The 17,704-nt window shown below is 67.7% G+C and carries 20 protein-coding genes; 16 read left to right on the forward strand and 4 right to left on the reverse strand.

From position 1 onward, the window contains the following. Nucleotides 1-4: 4 nt before the first annotated feature. Complete coding sequence (locus M3M28_RS12445; protein WP_249386763.1) at nucleotides 5-997, reverse strand: LacI family DNA-binding transcriptional regulator; 993 nt, start codon at nucleotides 995-997, stop codon at nucleotides 5-7. Nucleotides 998-1,173: 176 nt separating this feature from the next. Between M3M28_RS12445 and M3M28_RS12450 the strand changes: the two genes are divergently transcribed. The 12 genes from M3M28_RS12450 (at nucleotide 1,174) to M3M28_RS12505 (ending at nucleotide 12,161) form a co-directional block, all read left to right on the forward strand. Beyond that, nucleotides 1,174-2,787 carry an ABC transporter substrate-binding protein gene (locus M3M28_RS12450; RefSeq protein ID WP_249386764.1) on the forward strand — a complete coding sequence of 538 codons (1,614 nt, stop codon included), beginning with the start codon at nucleotides 1,174-1,176 and terminating at the stop codon, nucleotides 2,785-2,787. 8 nt (nucleotides 2,788-2,795) lie between these two features. Continuing rightward, nucleotides 2,796-3,755: an ABC transporter permease gene (locus tag M3M28_RS12455; protein WP_249386765.1), complete on the forward strand. Its 960-nt coding sequence runs from the start codon at nucleotides 2,796-2,798 to the stop codon at nucleotides 3,753-3,755. Further along, nucleotides 3,752-4,591 carry an ABC transporter permease gene (locus tag M3M28_RS12460; RefSeq protein ID WP_249386766.1) on the forward strand — a complete coding sequence of 280 codons (840 nt, stop codon included), beginning with the start codon at nucleotides 3,752-3,754 and terminating at the stop codon, nucleotides 4,589-4,591. Before M3M28_RS12455 ends, M3M28_RS12460 begins: the two co-directional genes overlap by 4 nt. Next, nucleotides 4,588-5,451, forward strand: a complete 864-nt coding sequence (locus M3M28_RS12465) for an ABC transporter ATP-binding protein (protein WP_249386767.1) — start codon at nucleotides 4,588-4,590, stop codon at nucleotides 5,449-5,451. The genes M3M28_RS12460 and M3M28_RS12465 overlap by 4 nt, the downstream gene beginning before the upstream one ends. Beyond that, nucleotides 5,438-6,169, forward strand: a complete 732-nt coding sequence (locus tag M3M28_RS12470) for an ABC transporter ATP-binding protein (RefSeq protein WP_249386768.1) — start codon at nucleotides 5,438-5,440, stop codon at nucleotides 6,167-6,169. Before M3M28_RS12465 ends, M3M28_RS12470 begins: the two co-directional genes overlap by 14 nt. After that, nucleotides 6,166-7,218, forward strand: coding sequence for a P1 family peptidase (locus M3M28_RS12475; protein ID WP_249386769.1), 1,053 nt, complete (start codon nucleotides 6,166-6,168; stop codon nucleotides 7,216-7,218). Before M3M28_RS12470 ends, M3M28_RS12475 begins: the two co-directional genes overlap by 4 nt. A gap of 2 nt (nucleotides 7,219-7,220) precedes the next feature. Further along, nucleotides 7,221-7,898, forward strand: coding sequence for an FMN-binding negative transcriptional regulator (locus M3M28_RS12480; protein WP_249386770.1), 678 nt, complete (start codon nucleotides 7,221-7,223; stop codon nucleotides 7,896-7,898). Next, complete coding sequence (locus tag M3M28_RS12485; RefSeq protein ID WP_249386771.1) at nucleotides 7,898-8,974, forward strand: C45 family autoproteolytic acyltransferase/hydolase; 1,077 nt, start codon at nucleotides 7,898-7,900, stop codon at nucleotides 8,972-8,974. Before M3M28_RS12480 ends, M3M28_RS12485 begins: the two co-directional genes overlap by 1 nt. 120 nt (nucleotides 8,975-9,094) lie before the next feature. Next, nucleotides 9,095-10,336: a styrene monooxygenase/indole monooxygenase family protein gene (locus tag M3M28_RS12490; protein WP_249386772.1), complete on the forward strand. Its 1,242-nt coding sequence runs from the start codon at nucleotides 9,095-9,097 to the stop codon at nucleotides 10,334-10,336. A gap of 11 nt (nucleotides 10,337-10,347) precedes the next feature. Beyond that, the gene (locus M3M28_RS12495; RefSeq protein ID WP_249386773.1) at nucleotides 10,348-10,668 is read left to right on the forward strand and encodes an EthD family reductase; all 321 of its coding nucleotides are present in this window, start codon (nucleotides 10,348-10,350) and stop codon (nucleotides 10,666-10,668) included. Beyond that, nucleotides 10,665-11,165 carry a flavin reductase gene (locus M3M28_RS12500; protein ID WP_249386774.1) on the forward strand — a complete coding sequence of 167 codons (501 nt, stop codon included), beginning with the start codon at nucleotides 10,665-10,667 and terminating at the stop codon, nucleotides 11,163-11,165. The genes M3M28_RS12495 and M3M28_RS12500 overlap by 4 nt, the downstream gene beginning before the upstream one ends. A gap of 12 nt (nucleotides 11,166-11,177) precedes the next feature. Next, nucleotides 11,178-12,161 carry an AraC family transcriptional regulator gene (locus M3M28_RS12505; RefSeq protein WP_249386775.1) on the forward strand — a complete coding sequence of 328 codons (984 nt, stop codon included), beginning with the start codon at nucleotides 11,178-11,180 and terminating at the stop codon, nucleotides 12,159-12,161. Here M3M28_RS12505 and M3M28_RS12510 read toward each other — a convergent pair. After that, nucleotides 12,158-12,997 (reverse strand): SDR family oxidoreductase, encoded by an 840-nt coding sequence (locus tag M3M28_RS12510; RefSeq protein ID WP_249386776.1) that lies wholly within the window; start codon nucleotides 12,995-12,997, stop codon nucleotides 12,158-12,160. The two genes, M3M28_RS12505 and M3M28_RS12510, sit on opposite strands and share 4 nt — an antisense overlap. A gap of 184 nt (nucleotides 12,998-13,181) precedes the next feature. Here M3M28_RS12510 and M3M28_RS12515 point away from each other — a divergent pair, with 184 nt between their 5' ends. Further along, the gene (locus tag M3M28_RS12515; RefSeq protein ID WP_349305334.1) at nucleotides 13,182-13,706 is read left to right on the forward strand and encodes an NUDIX hydrolase; all 525 of its coding nucleotides are present in this window, start codon (nucleotides 13,182-13,184) and stop codon (nucleotides 13,704-13,706) included. Nucleotides 13,707-13,766: 60 nt separating this feature from the next. Here the strand turns inward: M3M28_RS12515 and M3M28_RS12520 are convergent, their stop codons facing one another. Then, the gene (locus M3M28_RS12520) at nucleotides 13,767-14,390 is read right to left on the reverse strand and encodes a hypothetical protein (protein WP_249386778.1); all 624 of its coding nucleotides are present in this window, start codon (nucleotides 14,388-14,390) and stop codon (nucleotides 13,767-13,769) included. Nucleotides 14,391-14,529: 139 nt separating this feature from the next. Between M3M28_RS12520 and M3M28_RS12525 the strand changes: the two genes are divergently transcribed. Both M3M28_RS12525 and M3M28_RS12530 read left to right on the forward strand, forming a co-directional pair. Next, nucleotides 14,530-15,069, forward strand: a complete 540-nt coding sequence (locus tag M3M28_RS12525; RefSeq protein ID WP_249386779.1) for a peptidylprolyl isomerase — start codon at nucleotides 14,530-14,532, stop codon at nucleotides 15,067-15,069. Between the two features lie 30 nt (nucleotides 15,070-15,099). Continuing rightward, a complete protein-coding gene (locus tag M3M28_RS12530; protein WP_249386780.1) occupies nucleotides 15,100-16,062 on the forward strand; it encodes a rhomboid family intramembrane serine protease in 963 nt (320 codons plus the stop codon). A gap of 182 nt (nucleotides 16,063-16,244) precedes the next feature. Here M3M28_RS12530 and M3M28_RS12535 read toward each other — a convergent pair whose 3' ends face one another. Continuing rightward, entirely contained in the window at nucleotides 16,245-16,868 is a 624-nt protein-coding gene (locus M3M28_RS12535) for a cell division protein CrgA (protein ID WP_249386781.1), read from the reverse strand. Between the two features lie 31 nt (nucleotides 16,869-16,899). Between M3M28_RS12535 and M3M28_RS12540 the strand changes: the two genes are divergently transcribed. Further along, a complete protein-coding gene (locus M3M28_RS12540; protein WP_249386782.1) occupies nucleotides 16,900-17,700 on the forward strand; it encodes a class E sortase in 801 nt (266 codons plus the stop codon). Nucleotides 17,701-17,704: the final 4 nt, after the last annotated feature.

Raw genomic sequence — 17,704 nt, forward strand, 5'->3', positions numbered from 1 at the left:
AGGGTTACGACCCGAGGGTTGAGGCTCGATACTCAACGGAAATGGGCAGGGGGACGCTGGCGCCATCGCGGGGCCGGCGTCCCCTTAACAGTTCGACGAGCAGGTTGACGCACTCCGACCCGGCCGCCCGGGGCTCGAGGTTGATCGCCGTGATCGGCGGGTCGGTGTAGACGAGCGAGGGGCTGTCGACGAGCGCGGCGAGGAGTACGTCGTCGCCGGCGGTGCGGCCGAGGTCTTCGAGCACGTCGAGGGCGACGAGCGATGAGGCCGACGGGCCGCAGATCACGCCGTCGACCTCGGGCCGCAGCGCGAACAGGTCGCGCAGGGCCTCGGCATAGACCGAGGAGGGCGAGCCGAACGGCCGCTCGGTCACGAGCGCGGGCACGCCGTGGTCGGCGCACCATTCGCGGAATCGCCGCTGCACCCGTACACCCCAGTCGGTGACCGCGGGGGAGGCAAGCAGCGCGGGCGCCGTGACGCCGCGCTCGCGAAGGTGGTCGAGCAGCTCGACAAGAGCGCCCTCGTGGTCGGCCTCGACGACGCCGTCGGCGCGGTGCCCCGCCGCGTGCTCGAGCGTGACGATCGGAACATCGAGCGCGAGCAGCTGCTGGGCAATCGCGTCGTCGCTGAGCGGGTCGATCACGACCACGCCATCGACTCGCGGGCGCGTATTCTCGCCGAGGCGGCGCGAGGTGATGAGCGTGACGTCGACGTCGGCGAGCGCCGCGGCCTCGAGCGCGCCGAAGATGATCTGCAGGTAGTAGTCGATGCGCGTCATGGCCTCGGGCAGGTGGATGCCGATGGTGCCGGTCGTCGACGTGCGCAGCGACTTCGCGGCGACATTCGGCCGGTAGCCAAGCGTGGCGGCAGCATCGGTGATCGCGAGGCGGGTCGCCTCCGACACGCGGCCAGTGCCGTTGAGCGCATCCGACACCGTTGTGCGCGACACCCCCGCGTATCGCGCCACGTCTTGGATCGTCACTGCCCGCTTGGTCATGAGAGTTGTTTAACACATCGACCCGCAACACTGCCGAATCGTTTCGCTGCGGGACGGATGTTTGACGAGCGCGCAGGGATGGCCTAAATTCGGAGCATGCCGGATCGATCCGGCAACGCCAGGTCGACCAAGGATGCATCGACCGGGCCAGCCAAAGTGACACGAAAGGTCCCACCGTGCGAATTCGAACCCTCCCCTTTGCGATTGCGGGCATCGCCGCGACGTCGCTCCTGATCACCTCGTGTTCGGGTGCCTCGCCGACGAGCGATGCCACTGGTGCTGACGCCGACGGCTACGTCGCCCAGGTCGACGACGGCCTCGAGCCCACCGGCGGCACGCTCAACCTCCAGCTCGACTACGACACCGCCGAAACGGGCGGCCTCGACCCGGCGACGGCCGAGATCGCCCGCTCCTGGAGCATCGAGGGGCTCGTCTACGAATCGCTCGTGACCATGGGGCCGAGCTTCGAGATTCAGCCCGAGCTCGCCGAGTCGTGGGAGCAGACCGATGACACGACATACGTGTTCACGCTGCGTGAGGGCGCAACGTTCTCGAACGGCCGCGACGTCACCGCCGACGACGTGGTCGGCTCGCTCGACCGCCTCATCGAACTCGGCGCCGTGTGGTCGAGCCAGCTCGGCCCAATCGACTCGATCGAGAACACCTCGTCGGGGGACGCGCAGGAGGTCACGATCACGCTCGCGACGCCCTACACCCCGCTGCTCGCGGCCCTCGCGAACACCCCCGCCGCCGTGCTGCCGATGCAGGAGCTCGAGGCGGGCGAGTTCGACCCGGCGACCGAGATGCTCGGCAGCGGGCCCTTCACGATGGCCGAGCACCGGCAGGATGAGTCGTGGACGTTCGAGGCCAACCCCGAGTGGTGGAACGCCGAGAACCTCGGTGTCGACACCGTCGAGATCGGCATCTCGAGCGACGACCAGACCCGGCTCGCCGCGCTCCGCGACGGGTCGACGCAGTTCGCCACCTTCGCGAACCCGGATGCGCTCAACCTGCTCTCGCAGACCGGCAGCGTCACCGCGGTGAGCCAGGAACAGAGCGACTACTTCTACCTCATGCTCAACTCGGTGAACCCCGATTCGCCGTTCGTCGACGACGAGCTCCGCAACCAGGTGAACGCGGCGCTTGATCGCCAGCAGATCGCCGACATCGCCCTCGCCGGCGCGGGCTCGCCCACCGCGGTCACGCCGTCGAATCTGCCTGGCGCGTGCTCGGTCGATTCGCTGCCTTCCACCAGCGTCGAGGCCGACGCGACCGCCTTCGAGGGGCAGGAATTCACCCTGCTCATCTACAGCGGCGACCCGTCGCTCTCGGCGGTCGGACAGGTCGTGCAGCAGCAGCTTGAGCAGCTCGGCGCCACGGTGAACCTCGAAACCCTCGACTACGGCACCTACTCCGAGCGGGTCTACGCGACCCAACCGGGCGACTTTGAGATGGCCCTCGGCTGGTTCGCCGGCTATGGCGACGCGTCGATGGTGACGTCGTGGTGGAACCCCGACACCGCCTTCTTCAACGCCGGCTTTACGCAGTCGCACGACGACCTCAACGAGGCGATCGCGACCGCGCAGCAGCTGCCCGACGGCGACGAGCGGACCGCCGCCCTTGCTGACGTCTGCGGCCTCGCCGATGGCTACGCCGAGATGATCCCGCTCGCGACGCGACCCACCGTCATCGGCTTCCGTGGCGACCAGGTGCAGGCGAGCATCCTTGCCGGCGAGGGCTACGGCGACTTCCTGCGCGGCCTGCCCGAGTTTCGACTGACGCAGGGCTAGGCCGCAATATGGCACGCTGGGCACTTCGCCGAGTCCTCACCGGGCTGGTCACGCTCCTCGGCATCGCCGTGGTCGTGTTCCTCTCGGTGCGGCTCGTGCCGGGCCAGGCCGAGCGGGTGCTGCTCGGGCCGCTCGCCTCGGCCGAAGATCGGGCGGCGCTCGTGAGCTCACTCGGGCTCGACCGCGACCTCTTCACGCAGTTCGGGCTGTGGATCTCGAACGTGCTCACGGGCGACCTCGGCACCTCGATCATTTCGCGGCAGCCGGTCACCGATGAACTCGCGCTGCGGCTGCCGGTCACGGCGACGCTCGCGGTGCTCGCACTCATCATCGCGCTCATCGTCGGCATTCCCCTTGGCATCTGGCAGGGCGTGCGGGCGCACCGCAAGGGCGGCGCGATGGTGTCGCGCGTCGTCAGCGGGCTCGCCATCAGTGTGCCGGAGTTCGTGCTCGGCGCGCTCGTGGTGCTCGTGTTCTCGATCTTCCCGCTCGGCATCACCATCGACGCGGTGACCCCGGTCACCGAGAATTTCTTCGCGGGGGTGGCGTCGCTACTGCTGCCGGCGCTCGTGCTCTCGGTGTTCTATGCCGCCGCCACCGCGCGCACCGCGCGGGATGCGACCCTCGGCGTCCTCGTCGAGCCCTACATTCAGGCGGCGAAGGCCCGGGGCGACCGGCCCGGCACGATCATCCGGCGCCACGTGCTGCGCAACGCGTCGATCCCCATCCTCACCCTGGCCGCGACCCTGCTCGCGTACCTGCTCGGCGGCGCCGTGATCGTCGAGGGCCTCTTCAACGTGCCGGGCGTCGGCTCCTACATGCTGCTGGCGATGGACCGGCGCGACTTCGCGGTGGTGCAGGCCGTCGTCATGTTCGCGGCGATCGTGTTCGTCGTGGCGAGCATGGTGGTCGAACTCGCCTCGAGCCTCATCGACCCCCGCGTCTCTTCGGTGGAGGCCAAATCATGACCACCACGATTGCCCGCGTGCGCCGCGACCCGATCCTCTGGTTCGCCGTCGGCGTGCTCACCGTGCTCGTCCTCGCGAGCGTCGTCGGCCAGATTGTGCCGGGGCTCAGCGACGGAACGTCGACCGTCGGCGGCCGCTTCGAGCCACCTTCGCTCGCGCATCCGCTTGGCACGGATGGGCTCGGCCGCAGCCTCTTGGCACGGCTCCTCGAAGGCATCGGCACGACGTTTCTGATGTCGGCCATCGCCGTGTTGCTCACCTCCGCGCTCGCCGTGGCCTTCGGCATCGTGGCGGCGTACCGGGGCGGCTGGGTGCGCGAGGTCGTGCTGCGGCTTGGCGACGTGCTCTACTCGTTCCCCGCGATCCTGCTCGCCCTCCTTATCGCGGCGGCATACGGGCCGGGCGGACCAGCGGCGATCGCAAGTATTGTGCTCGTCACCCTGCCACTCATGACGAGGATGGTCGGTGCCGCGGCCGCACAGGTAATGCGTCGGGACTTTGTCGTGAGCGCGCGGATCTCGGGGGTGCGGGCGCCGGTCATCATGGTGCGGCACCTGCTCACGAACGTCTCGGGCACCGTCATCGTGCAGGCGACCTACGCGCTCAGCGTCGCGATTCTCGTCGAGGGTGGGCTCTCGTTCCTCGGCTACGGCGTGCAGCTGCCCGCCTCCTCGCTTGGCCTGCTCGTGAGCGAGGGCAACGTGTACCTGCTCACCGCCCCGTGGATCCTCCTCGCCTCCGGCGGCACGATGGTGCTCGCGATCCTCGCGGTGAACCTGCTCGGCGACGCCCTGCGCGATCGCCTCGAACCCAGAAGCGCGGTGGATATCTCATGAGCCTGGTCAGCATTGACAACCTGGTCGTTGAGTTCGGCACGCCGAGCGGTCCGGTCCGCGCCCTCGACGGCGTCGACTTCGACGCCGAGGCGGGGGAGCGAGTCGCCATCGTCGGCGAGTCCGGCAGCGGCAAGTCGACCATCGGCTCGGCCATCGGCGCGCTGCTGCCGACCACGGCCCGCTACACCGACGGCGCCATCGAGGTGGCCGGGGTCTCGGTGCTCAAGGCCGCGAAGCCCGAGCTTCGGCGCCTGCGCCGCGAGGTGCTCGGCTATGTTCCGCTAGACCCGATCGCGACGCTCGACCCCACGAAGCGCATCGGTCGCCAGCTCGGGTTCGTAGTGGGCGACCTCGGCGGCGACACCTCGGCGACGGCGCTCGCGGAGTTGCTGGCTCGGGTGCGCATCCGCGAACCCGAGCAGGTGCTCCGGCGATTCCCGCACGAGCTCTCGGGCGGAATGGCGCAGCGCGTCGCGATTGCCTTGGCGATCGCGCGCAAGCCGCGGGTGCTCATCGCCGATGAACCGACCGCCTCGCTCGACGCCAACGTGCGTCGCGAGGTGCTCAAGCTGCTCTTTGACTTCGCGGCCGAGGCGGGCGTCACCGTCATCTGGCTGAGCCACGATCTCGAGGCGGTAGCGCGCTGGTGCGACCGGGTGGTCGTGATGTACCGGGGCGCGGTGGTCGAAGACGGCCCGCCCGACACGGTGCTCACGACGCCGCAGCATCCCTACACGCAGTCACTGCTCGACGCGCTGCCGTCGCGGCTCGAGGCGGGCGTCGAGGTGCGCACCTACACCCAGATGATCCGCGCCGGCGAACTCGACGGTGAGGAAGGAGCGCGCCATGAGTCTGCTTGAGATCAACGACCTCTCGGTCGTCTTCGGGCGGGGTCAGCGCCGCAACGTGGCGCTCGACTTGGTCACCCTGAGCGTTGAGCCCGGCGAGACCCTCGGCCTGGTCGGGGAGTCGGGCTCGGGCAAGTCGACGCTCGCGTCGGTCGCGCTCGGCCTGCGCGCGCCGACGAGCGGCGAGGTGACGTTCGACGGCGGCCCACTCACGCGCCGGCGGCTCGCGGGCCGCATGCAGGCGGTGCTGCAGCAGCCGGTGTGGGCTTTGAACCCGCGCATGTCGATCTTCTCGTCGGTCGCTGAACCTTTGCGCGTGCGCACCCGTGATCGCAGCGAAGTGCGGCGACGCGTCGAGGAGATGCTCGATGCTGTTGCCCTCGAACCAGAACTCCAGCAGCGTCGACCGCACGAGCTCTCGGGCGGGCAACGCCAGCGGGTCGCTATCGCGCGGGCGCTCGTGACGCATCCCGAGTTCATCGTGTTCGACGAGGCGGTCAGCGCGCTCGACGTGTCGGTGCAGGCCCAAATTCTCCAGCTCATCCGCAAGCTGCAGCTCGAGCACGGCTTTGCAGCCCTGTTTATTACCCACGACATGTCGGTGGTGCAGTACATCGCCGACGAGGTGTGCGTGCTGCGTTCGGGGGAGGTCGTCGAGCTCGCCCGAGCCGATGCCTTCGCGGCCGGCCCACAGCATCCCTATTCACGATCACTCTTGGAGGAGCGATGACCCATTTGAACCTGCTGCCGCAATCCGACTGGGATGCGGCGCCGCGCACGACAGCGCGGTCGAGCTTCGCCGACCTCGAGATCAACGACGATGCCGCCCGCACCCCGACTTCTGGCTCGGGGCGCGACGTGGTCGAATTCGACTTCCCCGGCGTGCGCGTCGGCACAGCCGAGTACGCCGACGGCCCGACCGGCGTGACGGTCGTGGAGTTCGACGGCGGTGCGCGCACCGCGATCGACGACCGCGGCGGCGCGGTCGGCATTACCGGGCGCTACGGCTATAACTCGGCGATCGCGCTCACCGGCGGCTCGGTGCAGGGCCTCGCGGCGGCGAGCGGCGTCACCGACGCGATCATGGCCGAGCAGGGCCGCAAGACCGGCTTCGCCGACCTGGTCGCGGTGTCGGGGGCGTGCATCTACGACTTCGCGGTGCGCGACAACGCGATCGCGCCCGACAACGCGCTCGGCCGGGCCGCGCACGCGAACGCGCGAGCCGGGCAGGTGCCGATCGGCCGGGTCGGCGCTGGCGTCGCGGCGAGCTGCGGCAAGATGAGCCCGAGCTCGACCGAGTGGGCTGGCCAAGGTGCGGCGTTCGTGCAGGTCGGTGACCTCAAGGTGCTTGCCATTGTCGTCGTCAACGCGGTCGGTGTTGTGCTCGATCGCGACGGCCGGGTGCTGCGCGGCAACCTGCAGCCGGACGGCACGCGCCGGCACCCGATCACCGACAGCCTGCTCGCGTTCGACGGCGAGGGGCAGGATGCGGCGCGAGCGTTCCAGCGCGGCAACACGACCATCTCGACCGTCGTCACGAACGCGAAGCTCAACGACATTGACCTGCGGCAGCTCGCCACCCAGGTGCACTCGTCGATGCACCGAGCCATCCAGCCCTTCCACACGGCGCTCGACGGCGACACCCTCTTCCTCGCCACGACCGACGAGGTCGAGTTGCCGTCGTACGACCCGCGGCAGACGCTGAGCCCGAGCGTCGCCTCGGTCGGCGCGATCGCCTCCGAAGTCATGTGGAACGCCATCATCGAGAGCGCAAGGTAACCGTGCACACTTTCCCCAACTATCACGCGCCCGATGGCCGGGCGCTCGTCGACTTCGTCGCGACGACCCCGTTCGCCATCGCCGTCACCTCGCAGGCGGGCGCGCCGATCGCGACGCACGTGCCGGTCGTGTTCCCTCCCGGCGTCGACCCCGCCGACCACGACTCGCTCGTAGGTGTCACGCTGTGGTCGCACCTCGGCCGGGCGAATCCACACTGGCAGCGGATGCTCGAGCAGCCGGAGGTGCTCCTTATTCACAGCTCATCGCACGGCTACGTCTCGCCCACGCTCTACGAGCAGCCGAAGTCGGTGCCGACGGTCGACTACACCGCGGTGCACCTCACCGGTCGAGTCACGGTGCTCGACGACGAGGGCGCGCTCCAGGTGGTCGAGCAGACAGTTCGGCAGCTCGAGGGCACTCGCACGCAGGAGTGGGACATGACGGATTCGCTCGACGTGTTTCGGGCGATCATTGGCGGTGTCGTCGCATTCGGCATCGAGGTCACCGGCGAACAGGCGGTGTTTAAGCTCAGCCAAGACATGTCGCACGAGATCCGTGGCCGGGTGCGCGACGAGTTTGCCGGCCAGGGCGGCGAGCCCGTACCGGGATGCCCGCACACCGACCTCGCGCGGCTGATGGACTCCCTACCCGACAGCCCGGCGAACGAGGCGGCGAAGTGATGCGCGTCCACGAACTGCGGCTGCTCGAGACAGAGCCGTTTGCCCGCGGCGAGGAGTACGGGCGCGCCCTTGCCGAGCAGGTGCGCGCGAATGCGGCTCGATACCTGTGGGCGTTCGGCGAGCTTGGCGTGGCCGCCGAGACCGTGCGACGCGTCGCCGAGGAGTCGTTCGAGGCGCTCGAGGCGTGGGCGCCGACGCAGGCCGACGAACTGCGCGGCCTGGCCGCCGGATCCGGGGCGAGCCTCGCCGATCTCGCGGCACTGACGGCCCGCACCGAGGTGCTCGCGTACGCGCCCCACGAGGCGCTCGAGTGTTCGACCGTCGTGCGGCTCGACGCCACCGGGCCGTCGGGGGTGCAGACGTGGGACTGGCACGCCGAACTCGTGCCCGACGCGGTGCTGTTGTCGGCCACCGTGGGCGACCGGCAGGTGCGCACCTTCGCCGAGACGGGGATGCTCGGCAAGATCGGCACGGCGGGCAGGCTTTCGCTGTTCCTCAACATCCTCAGCCACGAGTCGGACGCCCGCGGTCAAGGCGTGCCGGTGCACGCCGTGGCCCGCCGCATCCTCGAGGAGGCCGACACCGTCGAGCAGGCCGTGGCCATTGCTGAAAGTGCGTCGCTCAGCGCCTCGACCGTGCTGACGGTGCTCGAGGCGCCCAGCGCGGCGAAGCCCGAGGGCGACGCCGCGAGCATCGAGCTCTCGCCTGCCGGAGTCGCGCTCGTGCGCGCAGAGGGCGGGCTGCTCGCCCACACGAATCACTTTCTCGACCCGACCCTTGCGGCCGGCGATGCCGCATCCACACAGTCAACGACGGATGTTCGACTCGCGCACCTGCGCGCCGTCGGCCCGGGCGTCGTGGCCGCCCGCAGTGCCACCGAGCTTGCCCAAGCGATGTGCGGCGACGGGGGAGCCAACGCGCCAGTGTGCATGCGCCCGGCCGACTCCCCGTACCTGGCCGACCGGTGGGAAACCCTGATCACGATCGCCATGGTGCCGGGAACGGGTGAGCTGCATTGGCAGACGGGAACACCCGCGGAGGTGACGGACGCCGAGTTCCGGGTGTTCGGCGGGTAGGTGGCTATCCAAAAAACGAACTCTCCCGCCACTGGCCTTGACGGCAAATAGCTTGAGAGCACGTCGACTCGCGCACCGCAGCGCGGTCGACACCGCACACGTTCTCAAGGGAGTGAACTCATGCCGCACATCGCAATTGTTGGCGCCGGAGTGGCCGGCCTGCACCTCGGGCTGCACCTGCTGCAGCAGGGCAAACAAGTGACGATTCTCACGAATCGCACGGCACAAGACGTCTTTGACGGCCGCATCATGAACAGCGTCTCGCACATGCACGTGACGCAGGCGATCGAGAACCAGCTCGGTATCGGCGACTGGCCCGACGTTGACGGCTACTACTACCGCCACCACCACTACAACGGCTGGGGCGAGGACCGCGAGTTCTACGGCGACTTCACGATGCCCTCGCGCGTCATTGACTACCGCATCTACCTGCCCCGGCTCATGCGCGAGTTCGAGCAGCGGGGCGGCGAGCTCATTATTCGCGAGCTCGACCGCCCCGGCATCGAGGCGCTCACCGAGCAGTACGACCTCGTCGTCGTCTCAACCGGCAAGGGCGAGATCGGCGCGATGTTCCCGAAGCGCGAAGACAAGTCGCCCTACTCGAAGCCGCAGCGCCACCTCACCCTGAGCCTTTGGCACGGCGTGCGCGAACTCGACCCGGCCGGTGTCGCCGTCAACGTCGTGCCTGGCGTCGGCGAACTCCTGGTGATTCCCATCTGGAGCCACGCCGGCCGCGTCACCGCACTGCTCTTCGAGAGCGTGCCCGGCGGCCCGCAAGACGTGCTCAACTCGACGAAGCAGCACGAAGACCCGGAGGGTTTCCGCCAGCGCATCCTCGACGTGCTCGAGACTCACTATCCGCCGGTCTTCGACCGCGTCGATCACGACAAGTTCGCCCTGACGAGCGACAAGGATGTGCTGCAGGGCGCGTTCGCCCCGTCGCTGCGCGAGGACTTCATCCAGCTTCCGAACGGCAAGTTCCTCCTCGCCCTCGGCGACGTGCACCTCACCCTCGACCCGGTCACCGCGCAGGGCGGCAACGCTGCGGCGAACTCTGCGAAGGACACGGCGGCGGTGTTCGCCGAGGACGATGTCTACGACGAGCACTTCCTGCGCAAGGTCGCGCGCCGTCGCGCCGAGCGCGTCGAGGCCGCAAACGACTGGGTCAACATGATGATCGCGACCCCTGGTCATGAGCGCATCGGTCAGTTCTTCACGGCGATGGTCTATGACAAGGCGCTCGCCGACGAGTTCACCGAGAACTTCAACTACCCAACCCGCCAGCTTGATCTGCTTTCGTCGCAGGAGCGAGTGGATGCTCGTACCGCGGCGATCCTGCAAGCCGCGTCCCAGCCCGCGTAAAGGACACCATCATGCACAAACTCCTCGTGCTCTACCCCGAGCCCATCGATCGCGCCGCGTTCGTTCAGTACTACGAGTCGACCCATCTGCCGCTCGCCCGCAAGTTGCCCGGCCTGCGCGCGTGGCGCTACTCCACTGATGTTGCGCCGCAGGCCGACGGCAGCGCATCCCCCTACTTCGCCCTGTTTGAAGCCGAGTTCGACGACATCGATGCGTTCCGGGCCGCCATGTCGTCGCCCGAGGGCCGCGCCGTGGGCGCCGACGTGCCGAACTATGCCAGCGGTGGCGCGATCGTGCTCGACTACCCCGTGACCGAGGGGGAAGTCTCATGACCGCGCCCGACCCCATCCGCGAATTCAAGCGCGCGATGTCGCACCTCACCTCGGCGGTGAACATCATCTCGACCGACGGGCCGGCCGGCAAGCTTGGCCTCACAGTGAGTGCGGTGTGCCGCGGCTCAGACGATCCGGCCACGGTCATCGTCTGCATCAATCGCACAAGCAGCGCTCGCGACGTGTTCGTCGACAATGGGCGCCTCGCGATCAACGTGCTCACCGGCAACCAAGAACTGCTCGCGATGCACTTCGCAGGCCAGACGAGCGCATCCATGGCCGAGCGGTTCACCTGGGATATCTGGAGCGAGCTCGACGGCCTGCCGACTCTGCGTGATGCCCGTGTTGCGATCGCCGGCACCATCGTCGACCGCCTCGAGCATGGCACGCACTCGGTGCTGTTCGTCGCCGTCGACGAGCTTCGCACCCGGTCGGGTAGCGGTGGCCTCGTGTACGATTCACGCAACTTTCACCAGGTCGGTGCGAGCGCGTTCTAGAGGAGATCGCACATGACTGAGCCGACCTCGTTGCCGCTCGAGGTGCGCAACACGGCGTCAGACGTGGATCACGCCCGAGCGATCGGCGAGCAGATTTGGTACCCGCACACCCTCACGCCGTTGCGTGGCGGGCAGAAGTTCACGATGAACTACAAGTCGATGCTGCTGCCCGGCACCACGGTAGGCACGCTGCGCTACTCGACGGGCATCGTGATCGAGACCAGGGCTGAGCATCAGAATGACTATCAGGTCAACGCCTCCCTGCTTGGCAACCTGCGCATCGCAGTCGGCGGTGACGAGCGAGTACCCGTCACGTCGGCGCGGGCGCAGGTGAACGGCCTGCACGTGCCCATTGCGATTCACGGCTGGGATCGCCCGAGCGTCATGCTCGGCGTGAAGATGCGCCGTGACATCGTTGACCGCGCCGTCGTGCGGTACTGGGGCGACGTGCCATTTGACCCCGAGGGCGTACCCACCTCGCTCGACGTTGGCGATGGGCAAGGTCGCCGCTGGCTTGAGTTCGTGCGCGGCGTCATGCGCCTGCCGACAACCGAGAACGAGGTGGATGCGGGGCTCGCACGGTACTACTCGGAGCGCACGATCGGCGGGTTCATCGCGCTCATGGTACGCGAGACAGGCGACGACGCCGAGTCGCGATTCCCCATTCCCGCCGACATTGTCGACCACGCGCGAGAGGCGATTGCGTCGACGGTCGGTGCGCCCCTCTCACTCGACGCGCTCGCGGCAATCACTGGCGTCACGGGCCGGGCACTGCAGCTCGCGTTCCGGCGCCGCCTCGGCGTGACCCCGCTCGAGTACCAGCGCATCGACCGGATGCACCGGGTGCGACGCGAGCTCGAGTCGGGGCAGAGCACCACGGTGCGTGACGTCGCGATCGCCAACGGATTTGTGCACCTTGGTCGCTTCGCCCAGCGGTACCGCGAACGCTTCGCCGAGGCGCCCTCTGAGACCCTAGCCCGCGCCGCTCGGCCCTAGTCGACGAAGGCGTCGGGGTGCAGCTCGACCTCGTCGGTGCCGGGCGAGTACCGCGAGAAGTCGGTCACCCCGACCGCCTCGAGCACGTCCTCGCAGAGCAGCGCCTGGCCGGCCACCGTGTCGCCGGGCGCTGTGAGCACCGCGTGCGCAGCATCCGAGTAGAGCTCGACCGTGCGCGAGCGGCGGTAGACCTCTTCGCCGCCGAGGATGTTGAGCACCGCGGCGGTCTGAATCGTTGTGCGCGGCCACAGGGCGGTCGCGGGGATGTGCGTCTCGGCCCCGATGCCGAGGGTCGCGAGGGTCATGCCGTACTTCGCGAGCATGTAGGCCGGGTACGCGCCGAGCCACTTCGCCGAGAGGTTAAGGGGTGGCGAGAGGGTGAGGATACGGGGGTCCTCCGAAGTGCGCAGGTACTGCAGCGCCGTGCGCGTGAGCAGGAACGTGCCGCGAGTGTTGATGTCGTGCATGAGGTCGAAACGCTTCATGTCGATTTGTGCCGAACCACCAAGATTGATCGCCGACGCATTATTCACGACGATGTCGATGCCGCCGAACTCCGCGACCGTCGCGCTCACCGCATCCTGCACCGATGCCTCGTCGCGCACGTCGCCGACGATGGCGAGCGCCTTCGCCCCGGCGTCGGCGCCGGCCGCGCGAATCTCGTCGGCGGCGGTGTGCACGGTGCCCTCGAGCTTCGGATGCGCCTGGTCGGTCTTCGCGATGATGGCAACGTTCGCGCCGTCCTGCGCCGCGCGCTTCGCGATCGCGAGGCCGATGCCGCGGCTACCGCCGGACATGAGGATGGTTTTGCCTGCGAGGGTCGTCGTCGTGGTCATTGCGTCTTTGCCTCCATGAACTCGTGCTCGTCGGTGAGCTGCTGCGGGGAGTCTAGCTTCGCGCGCGAGATCGAGTCTCGCACCCTGTAGAGTCCCTCAGGTCGTGGATGCTGCGCGCCACGTAAACTTGCAAGTTGTCCCGCAGAGAGCTGTGGGAACTATGTTCGCGTCGAAGGGAGTCCAGGTGCGATTCCGAGTCGGCGCATACGGCGTCATCGTGCGTGACGGGCAGATCCTGCTCGCGCACTGGAACTCGCGCGGCCGTTCGGGCTGGACGCTGCCCGGTGGCGGCATCGAGGCGGGCGAAGACCCGCACGACGCCGCGGTGCGTGAGATCTGGGAAGAGACGGGCTATCACGCCTCGATCGACCAGCTGCTCGGCGTGGACTCGATCATCGTCAACGGCCGCAACAAGCGCCGCAAGGGCCGCCCGACCGAGACGCCGCTGCAGAACGTGCGCATCGTGTACCTCTCGACGGTTATCGGCGGCGAGCTGCGCGCGGAAGAGAACGGCACGACGGACGAGGCGCGCTGGTTCGACCTGCGCGAGGTGAAGTCGCTGCAGACGGTGTCGCTCGTGCGCGTCGCGATGCGGCTCTACCACGAGCGACCCCGCAACGGGCACCTCGAGGGCCTCGGCGGTCCGAAGCGCAAGGCCGCGACGCCGATCGAGGTCGACGACGCCAAGGCGGAGCAGCCCGAAGAGTAGGCCTCAACAGCAAGCGGCCGCCCACTTCGCAGTGGGCGGCCGCTTCGCTATTCAGCGCGACTAGTCGTTCGAGACCGTCTTCACGGGAGCGTCGAGCTCCTCGTCGGCGATCCAGAGGTCGTCGTCAGCGCGGAAGGTCTGCCAGAGGGCGTAGCCCACCGCGGCAACCGCCGCGACGCCGGCGCCGATGAGGAACCAGCCGCCGACACCGGGGCCCGACTTCGCATCCTTCTTCGCCTGCTTCTCGAGCTTCTTCTGCTCCTTGGCCACGCGCGCCTGCACCTTCTCAACGTTGGCGGCGGCGTTCTTGCCGAAGTCCTGCGCCTTCGCCTGCACGGTCTGCAGGGTCTGGTTGTTGTCGACGAACTCGCGCACGGCGCCCGTCACGTTGCCGCCCACCTGGGCGACGGCGGGGAGCACGCGGTTCTGGAACTGCTCGCTCGCACCCGAAAGCGCCTGGCGGCCCTGCTTCACACCGCGGTCGAATGCCGGGCGGAGGTCCTGGTCGACCTTCTTGCGAATGACGGGAGCGATCTCCTTGTCGGCGTAGACGCGGGCTTCGCCACCCGCACGGCCTGCTAGGTCGCGCACCTTGGCAAAAACTGCCTGCTGCTCCGACCAGAGGCGGTCGGCGTCCTTACGCAGTCGGTTGACCTTGCGCTTGTTCTTTCGAGAAAGTGCCATGTTTATCCTCCGGCGTTCACGATTACGCGTTCGCACGCATCCTGTGCGTTCGTACGTATCTTGTCATGCGTTGGTCGCTGTTTCCTGAGTCGGCCGGACCATACACCCAGGTCAAAGACCGCTATGAAAAGATGAACGCATGACGAACGCAACCGCAGTCATGACGCTGCACACCACCCTCGGCGACATCAAGCTGAACCTCTTCGGCAACCACGCGCCGAACACGGTCAAGATCATCACCTCGCTCGCCACCGGCGAGCTCGAGTGGACCGACCCGGTCACCGGCGAAACCAAGGAAGAGCCCTTCTACGACGGCGTTGTCTTCCACCGCATCATCAAGCAGTTCATGCTGCAGGGTGGCGACCGCACCGGCACCGGCAGCGGCGGCCCCGGCTTCAACTTCGACGACGAGATCCACCCCGAGCTCGACTTCACCAAGCCGTACATCCTCGCCATGGCGAACGCCGGCAAGATCGCGGGCCGCGGCACGAACGGCTCGCAGTTCTTCATCACCACGGTGCCCACCACCTGGCTGCAGGGCAAGCACACCATTTTCGGTGAGGTCGCCGACGACGCCTCGAAGCAGGTTGTCGACGCGATTGAGGCCGTGCAGACCGACGGTCGCGACAAGCCGCTTGAGGACGTCGTCATCACCTCGGTCGACGTCGAGAGCCTCTAGGCCCGCGCCACCTCCCTCCCCAGGTACTTCATGACCTCTTCGCCGGCCGGCGCCCCCGAGGCCCGCTCCGACAACTTCTGCTTCCGCCACCCGAACCGGCAGAGCTTCGTGCTCTGCCAGCGCTGTGGCCGCACGATTTGCCCGGAGTGCCAGACTCAGGCGCCGGTCGGCGTCATTTGTCCCGAATGTCTTGCCGAGCAGCAGGGTCGCGTGCGCGAGCAGCAGCGGATGCACTCGAAGCAGCGGGTGCGCGCGGCCGGGGGTCGCATCGGTCAGCTCCGCAGCCGCCTGATCGGCAGCGGCAGCCCCGTCACGTACACCCTGATGGGGCTCATCGTCGTGGTCGGCGTGCTGCAGTGGCTCACGCGCCAACTCGGCACCGACCTCATCGACACGTACGGCTCGTACTCGCCGCAGTTCACCGACGCGCGGCACTACTATCCGAACGGCCAGCTCGCGTTTGAGCCCTGGCGGATGCTCACCGCGGCATTCCTGCACGGCTCGTTCCTCCACCTCGCGATGAACACGCTGACGCTGTGGATCTTCGGCCGCGCACTCGAGCCGCTCATCGGCTCGCTGCGGTTTGCGACGCTCTACGTGGTCTCGGCGCTCGGCGGCTCGCTCGCCGTCGCGCTGCTGGCCCCGAGCAGCTGGGTGATTGGCGCATCCGGTGCCGTGTTCGGCCTGTTCGCGGCTTGGTTCCTCGTGCTGCGCAAGACGGGGCAGGACGTTACGTCGATGCTTGTGCTCATCGGCATCAACGTCGCGGTCTCGTTCATCAACCCGGGAATCTCGTGGCAGGCACACGTCGGCGGGCTCGTGGTCGGCCTCATCTGCGGCTCGCTCACGCTGCTCGACATCGACCGCGGCCGCAAGAAGCCCGGCAAGATCAAGAACGGCCGGCGCAAGTGGCCGACGCTCGGGCTGTGGTTGCAGCTCGTCGTTGGCGTGCTCTGCCTTGGCATTCCGCCGCTCGTCGGCACCCTGCTCTAGCGACTTATCCCCAGATCAATCCACACCTTGGGGATAACTACAGTCTTGTAATTACATTCGTGTAGTTCTCCACACCAGTGTATAAGCTGTGGATAACTCTGCGCAGAGAAAAACCGCCGGTCAACCCGAAGATTGACCGGCGGTTTCTGCAGTTGTGCCCAGGTGTGGATGCGCCCAGGCCGCTATTTCCAGTTTGACATCATCAAGAACCCAACGAGCGCGATGCCGAAGCCGATGAGGATGTTCCAGTCGCCGAGGGCGCCGACGGGGGCCCGGCCGGACGACATGTAATAGACCAGGATCCAGATGAAGCCGAGCAGCAGGAACCCGAACATGATCGGCTTGAACCAGACGGGGTTGCCCTCGGCGGCACGGCTCTCGGCCGCGGCGGCGGCGCGCGCCTGCTCCTTCGTGAGGGGCTTGCCGTCGGTCGCCTTCTTCTTGCCCGAGCCCTTCGGCTCGTAACGCTTGCCGCGGGCCTCGGCGGCGATCTGCTTCGAACGCTCGATGCGCTCGCGTTCGGCGCGCTTCTTGCGCTTCTCTTCGGCGCGCAGCTCGTCCTTCGTCAGCGGCTTCTTCGCCGCCTTCTTGCGCTTGGTCGCACCCGCGGCTGAGGTCGCCTCGTCGTCGTCATCCGCCTCGTCGTCGTCAGCCTCGTCGTCTTCGAGCTCTTCCGCGTCATCGCTGTCGTCGGCGGCATCTTCGAGGTCGTCGTCGACCTCGTCCTCGAGGTCTTCGTCTTGAACCTCGATGATGTCGTCGGTCAGCTCGTCGTCGTGACCGGCCTTGGGAGTCTCGTTGGGCATGATGGCATTCTAGCCGTCTACAATTGCGCGCATGACTTCGCCCGCTCCTGACGCCACGAGACGTTCACGGAAGGAGCAGCGGCGAAAGCGCGCGCAGCGCATCACCGTGACGGGCGTGCTCGGCGAGCTGCTGCTTACGGCCGGCCTCGGCACCCTTGCGTTCATGGGCTGGAAGTACTGGCTCAACGACGTCATTCAGGGCAACGAGCAGAACTCCGCGGGCAGCGAGCTGAGCCAGGAGTTCGAGAAGAACTACACCGACGCGCCGGCACCCGACGATGACAACGGCATTCCGGTGCGCACGACGCCGACCGACTCGGCCGAACCGTTCGCGGTGCTCTACGTGCCCGCCTTCGGCGCCGACTACTCGCGCACGATCGCGACCGACATCACGCAGTACGGCGTGCTCGACCACTATGTCGGCTACTACATGGACTCGGATGCGCCGGGCGCGATTGGCAACTTCGCCGTCGCTGGCCACCGGCTCGCGTACGGCGCGCCGATGCAGAACATCCCGAACCTGCAGGTGGGCGACCATGCCTACGTCGAGACGGTCGACGGATGGTACGAGTACGAGTACCGCTCGGGCGAGTATGTCGACCCGTACGAGGTCTCGATCCTCTCGGACGTGCCGCGCTACCCCGACGAGCAGGGCGACGACCGCATCCTGCTCATGATGACCTGCAACCCGATCTATTCGGTCGCGGAGCGCGTCGTCTCGTACTCAGTGTTCGTCGAGTTCACGCCGCGCGCCGATGGTGCGCCCGACGAGATCGCCGACGTCGTGAACGAGCGAAACCAGAACGACGGCCAAGACACCGGCCGCGAATAGGAGA

This window comes from Gulosibacter sediminis, from assembly GCF_023370115.1.
GTDB classification, from domain to species: Bacteria; Actinomycetota; Actinomycetes; order Actinomycetales; family Microbacteriaceae; genus Gulosibacter; species Gulosibacter sediminis_A.

Excerpts from the sequence above, each read along its gene's own strand:
- M3M28_RS12470 (WP_249386768.1), top strand. The coding sequence starts at position 5,438 with ATGAGTCTGCTTGAGATCAACGACCTCTCGGTCGTCTTCGGGCGGGGT.
- M3M28_RS12530 (WP_249386780.1), top strand. The coding sequence starts at position 15,100 with ATGACCTCTTCGCCGGCCGGCGCCCCCGAGGCCCGCTCCGACAACTTC.
- M3M28_RS12490 (WP_249386772.1), top strand. The coding sequence starts at position 9,095 with ATGCCGCACATCGCAATTGTTGGCGCCGGAGTGGCCGGCCTGCACCTC.
- M3M28_RS12460 (WP_249386766.1), top strand. The coding sequence starts at position 3,752 with ATGACCACCACGATTGCCCGCGTGCGCCGCGACCCGATCCTCTGGTTC.
- M3M28_RS12535 (WP_249386781.1), bottom strand. The coding sequence starts at position 16,868 with ATGCCCAACGAGACTCCCAAGGCCGGTCACGACGACGAGCTGACCGAC.
- M3M28_RS12540 (WP_249386782.1), top strand. The coding sequence starts at position 16,900 with ATGACTTCGCCCGCTCCTGACGCCACGAGACGTTCACGGAAGGAGCAG.
- M3M28_RS12495 (WP_249386773.1), top strand. The coding sequence starts at position 10,348 with ATGCACAAACTCCTCGTGCTCTACCCCGAGCCCATCGATCGCGCCGCG.
- M3M28_RS12455 (WP_249386765.1), top strand. The coding sequence starts at position 2,796 with ATGGCACGCTGGGCACTTCGCCGAGTCCTCACCGGGCTGGTCACGCTC.
- M3M28_RS12520 (WP_249386778.1), bottom strand. The coding sequence starts at position 14,390 with ATGGCACTTTCTCGAAAGAACAAGCGCAAGGTCAACCGACTGCGTAAG.
- M3M28_RS12500 (WP_249386774.1), top strand. The coding sequence starts at position 10,665 with ATGACCGCGCCCGACCCCATCCGCGAATTCAAGCGCGCGATGTCGCAC.
- M3M28_RS12465 (WP_249386767.1), top strand. The coding sequence starts at position 4,588 with ATGAGCCTGGTCAGCATTGACAACCTGGTCGTTGAGTTCGGCACGCCG.
- M3M28_RS12475 (WP_249386769.1), top strand. The coding sequence starts at position 6,166 with ATGACCCATTTGAACCTGCTGCCGCAATCCGACTGGGATGCGGCGCCG.
- M3M28_RS12525 (WP_249386779.1), top strand. The coding sequence starts at position 14,530 with ATGACGAACGCAACCGCAGTCATGACGCTGCACACCACCCTCGGCGAC.
- M3M28_RS12505 (WP_249386775.1), top strand. The coding sequence starts at position 11,178 with ATGACTGAGCCGACCTCGTTGCCGCTCGAGGTGCGCAACACGGCGTCA.
- M3M28_RS12510 (WP_249386776.1), bottom strand. The coding sequence starts at position 12,997 with ATGACCACGACGACGACCCTCGCAGGCAAAACCATCCTCATGTCCGGC.
- M3M28_RS12445 (WP_249386763.1), bottom strand. The coding sequence starts at position 997 with ATGACCAAGCGGGCAGTGACGATCCAAGACGTGGCGCGATACGCGGGG.
- M3M28_RS12485 (WP_249386771.1), top strand. The coding sequence starts at position 7,898 with ATGCGCGTCCACGAACTGCGGCTGCTCGAGACAGAGCCGTTTGCCCGC.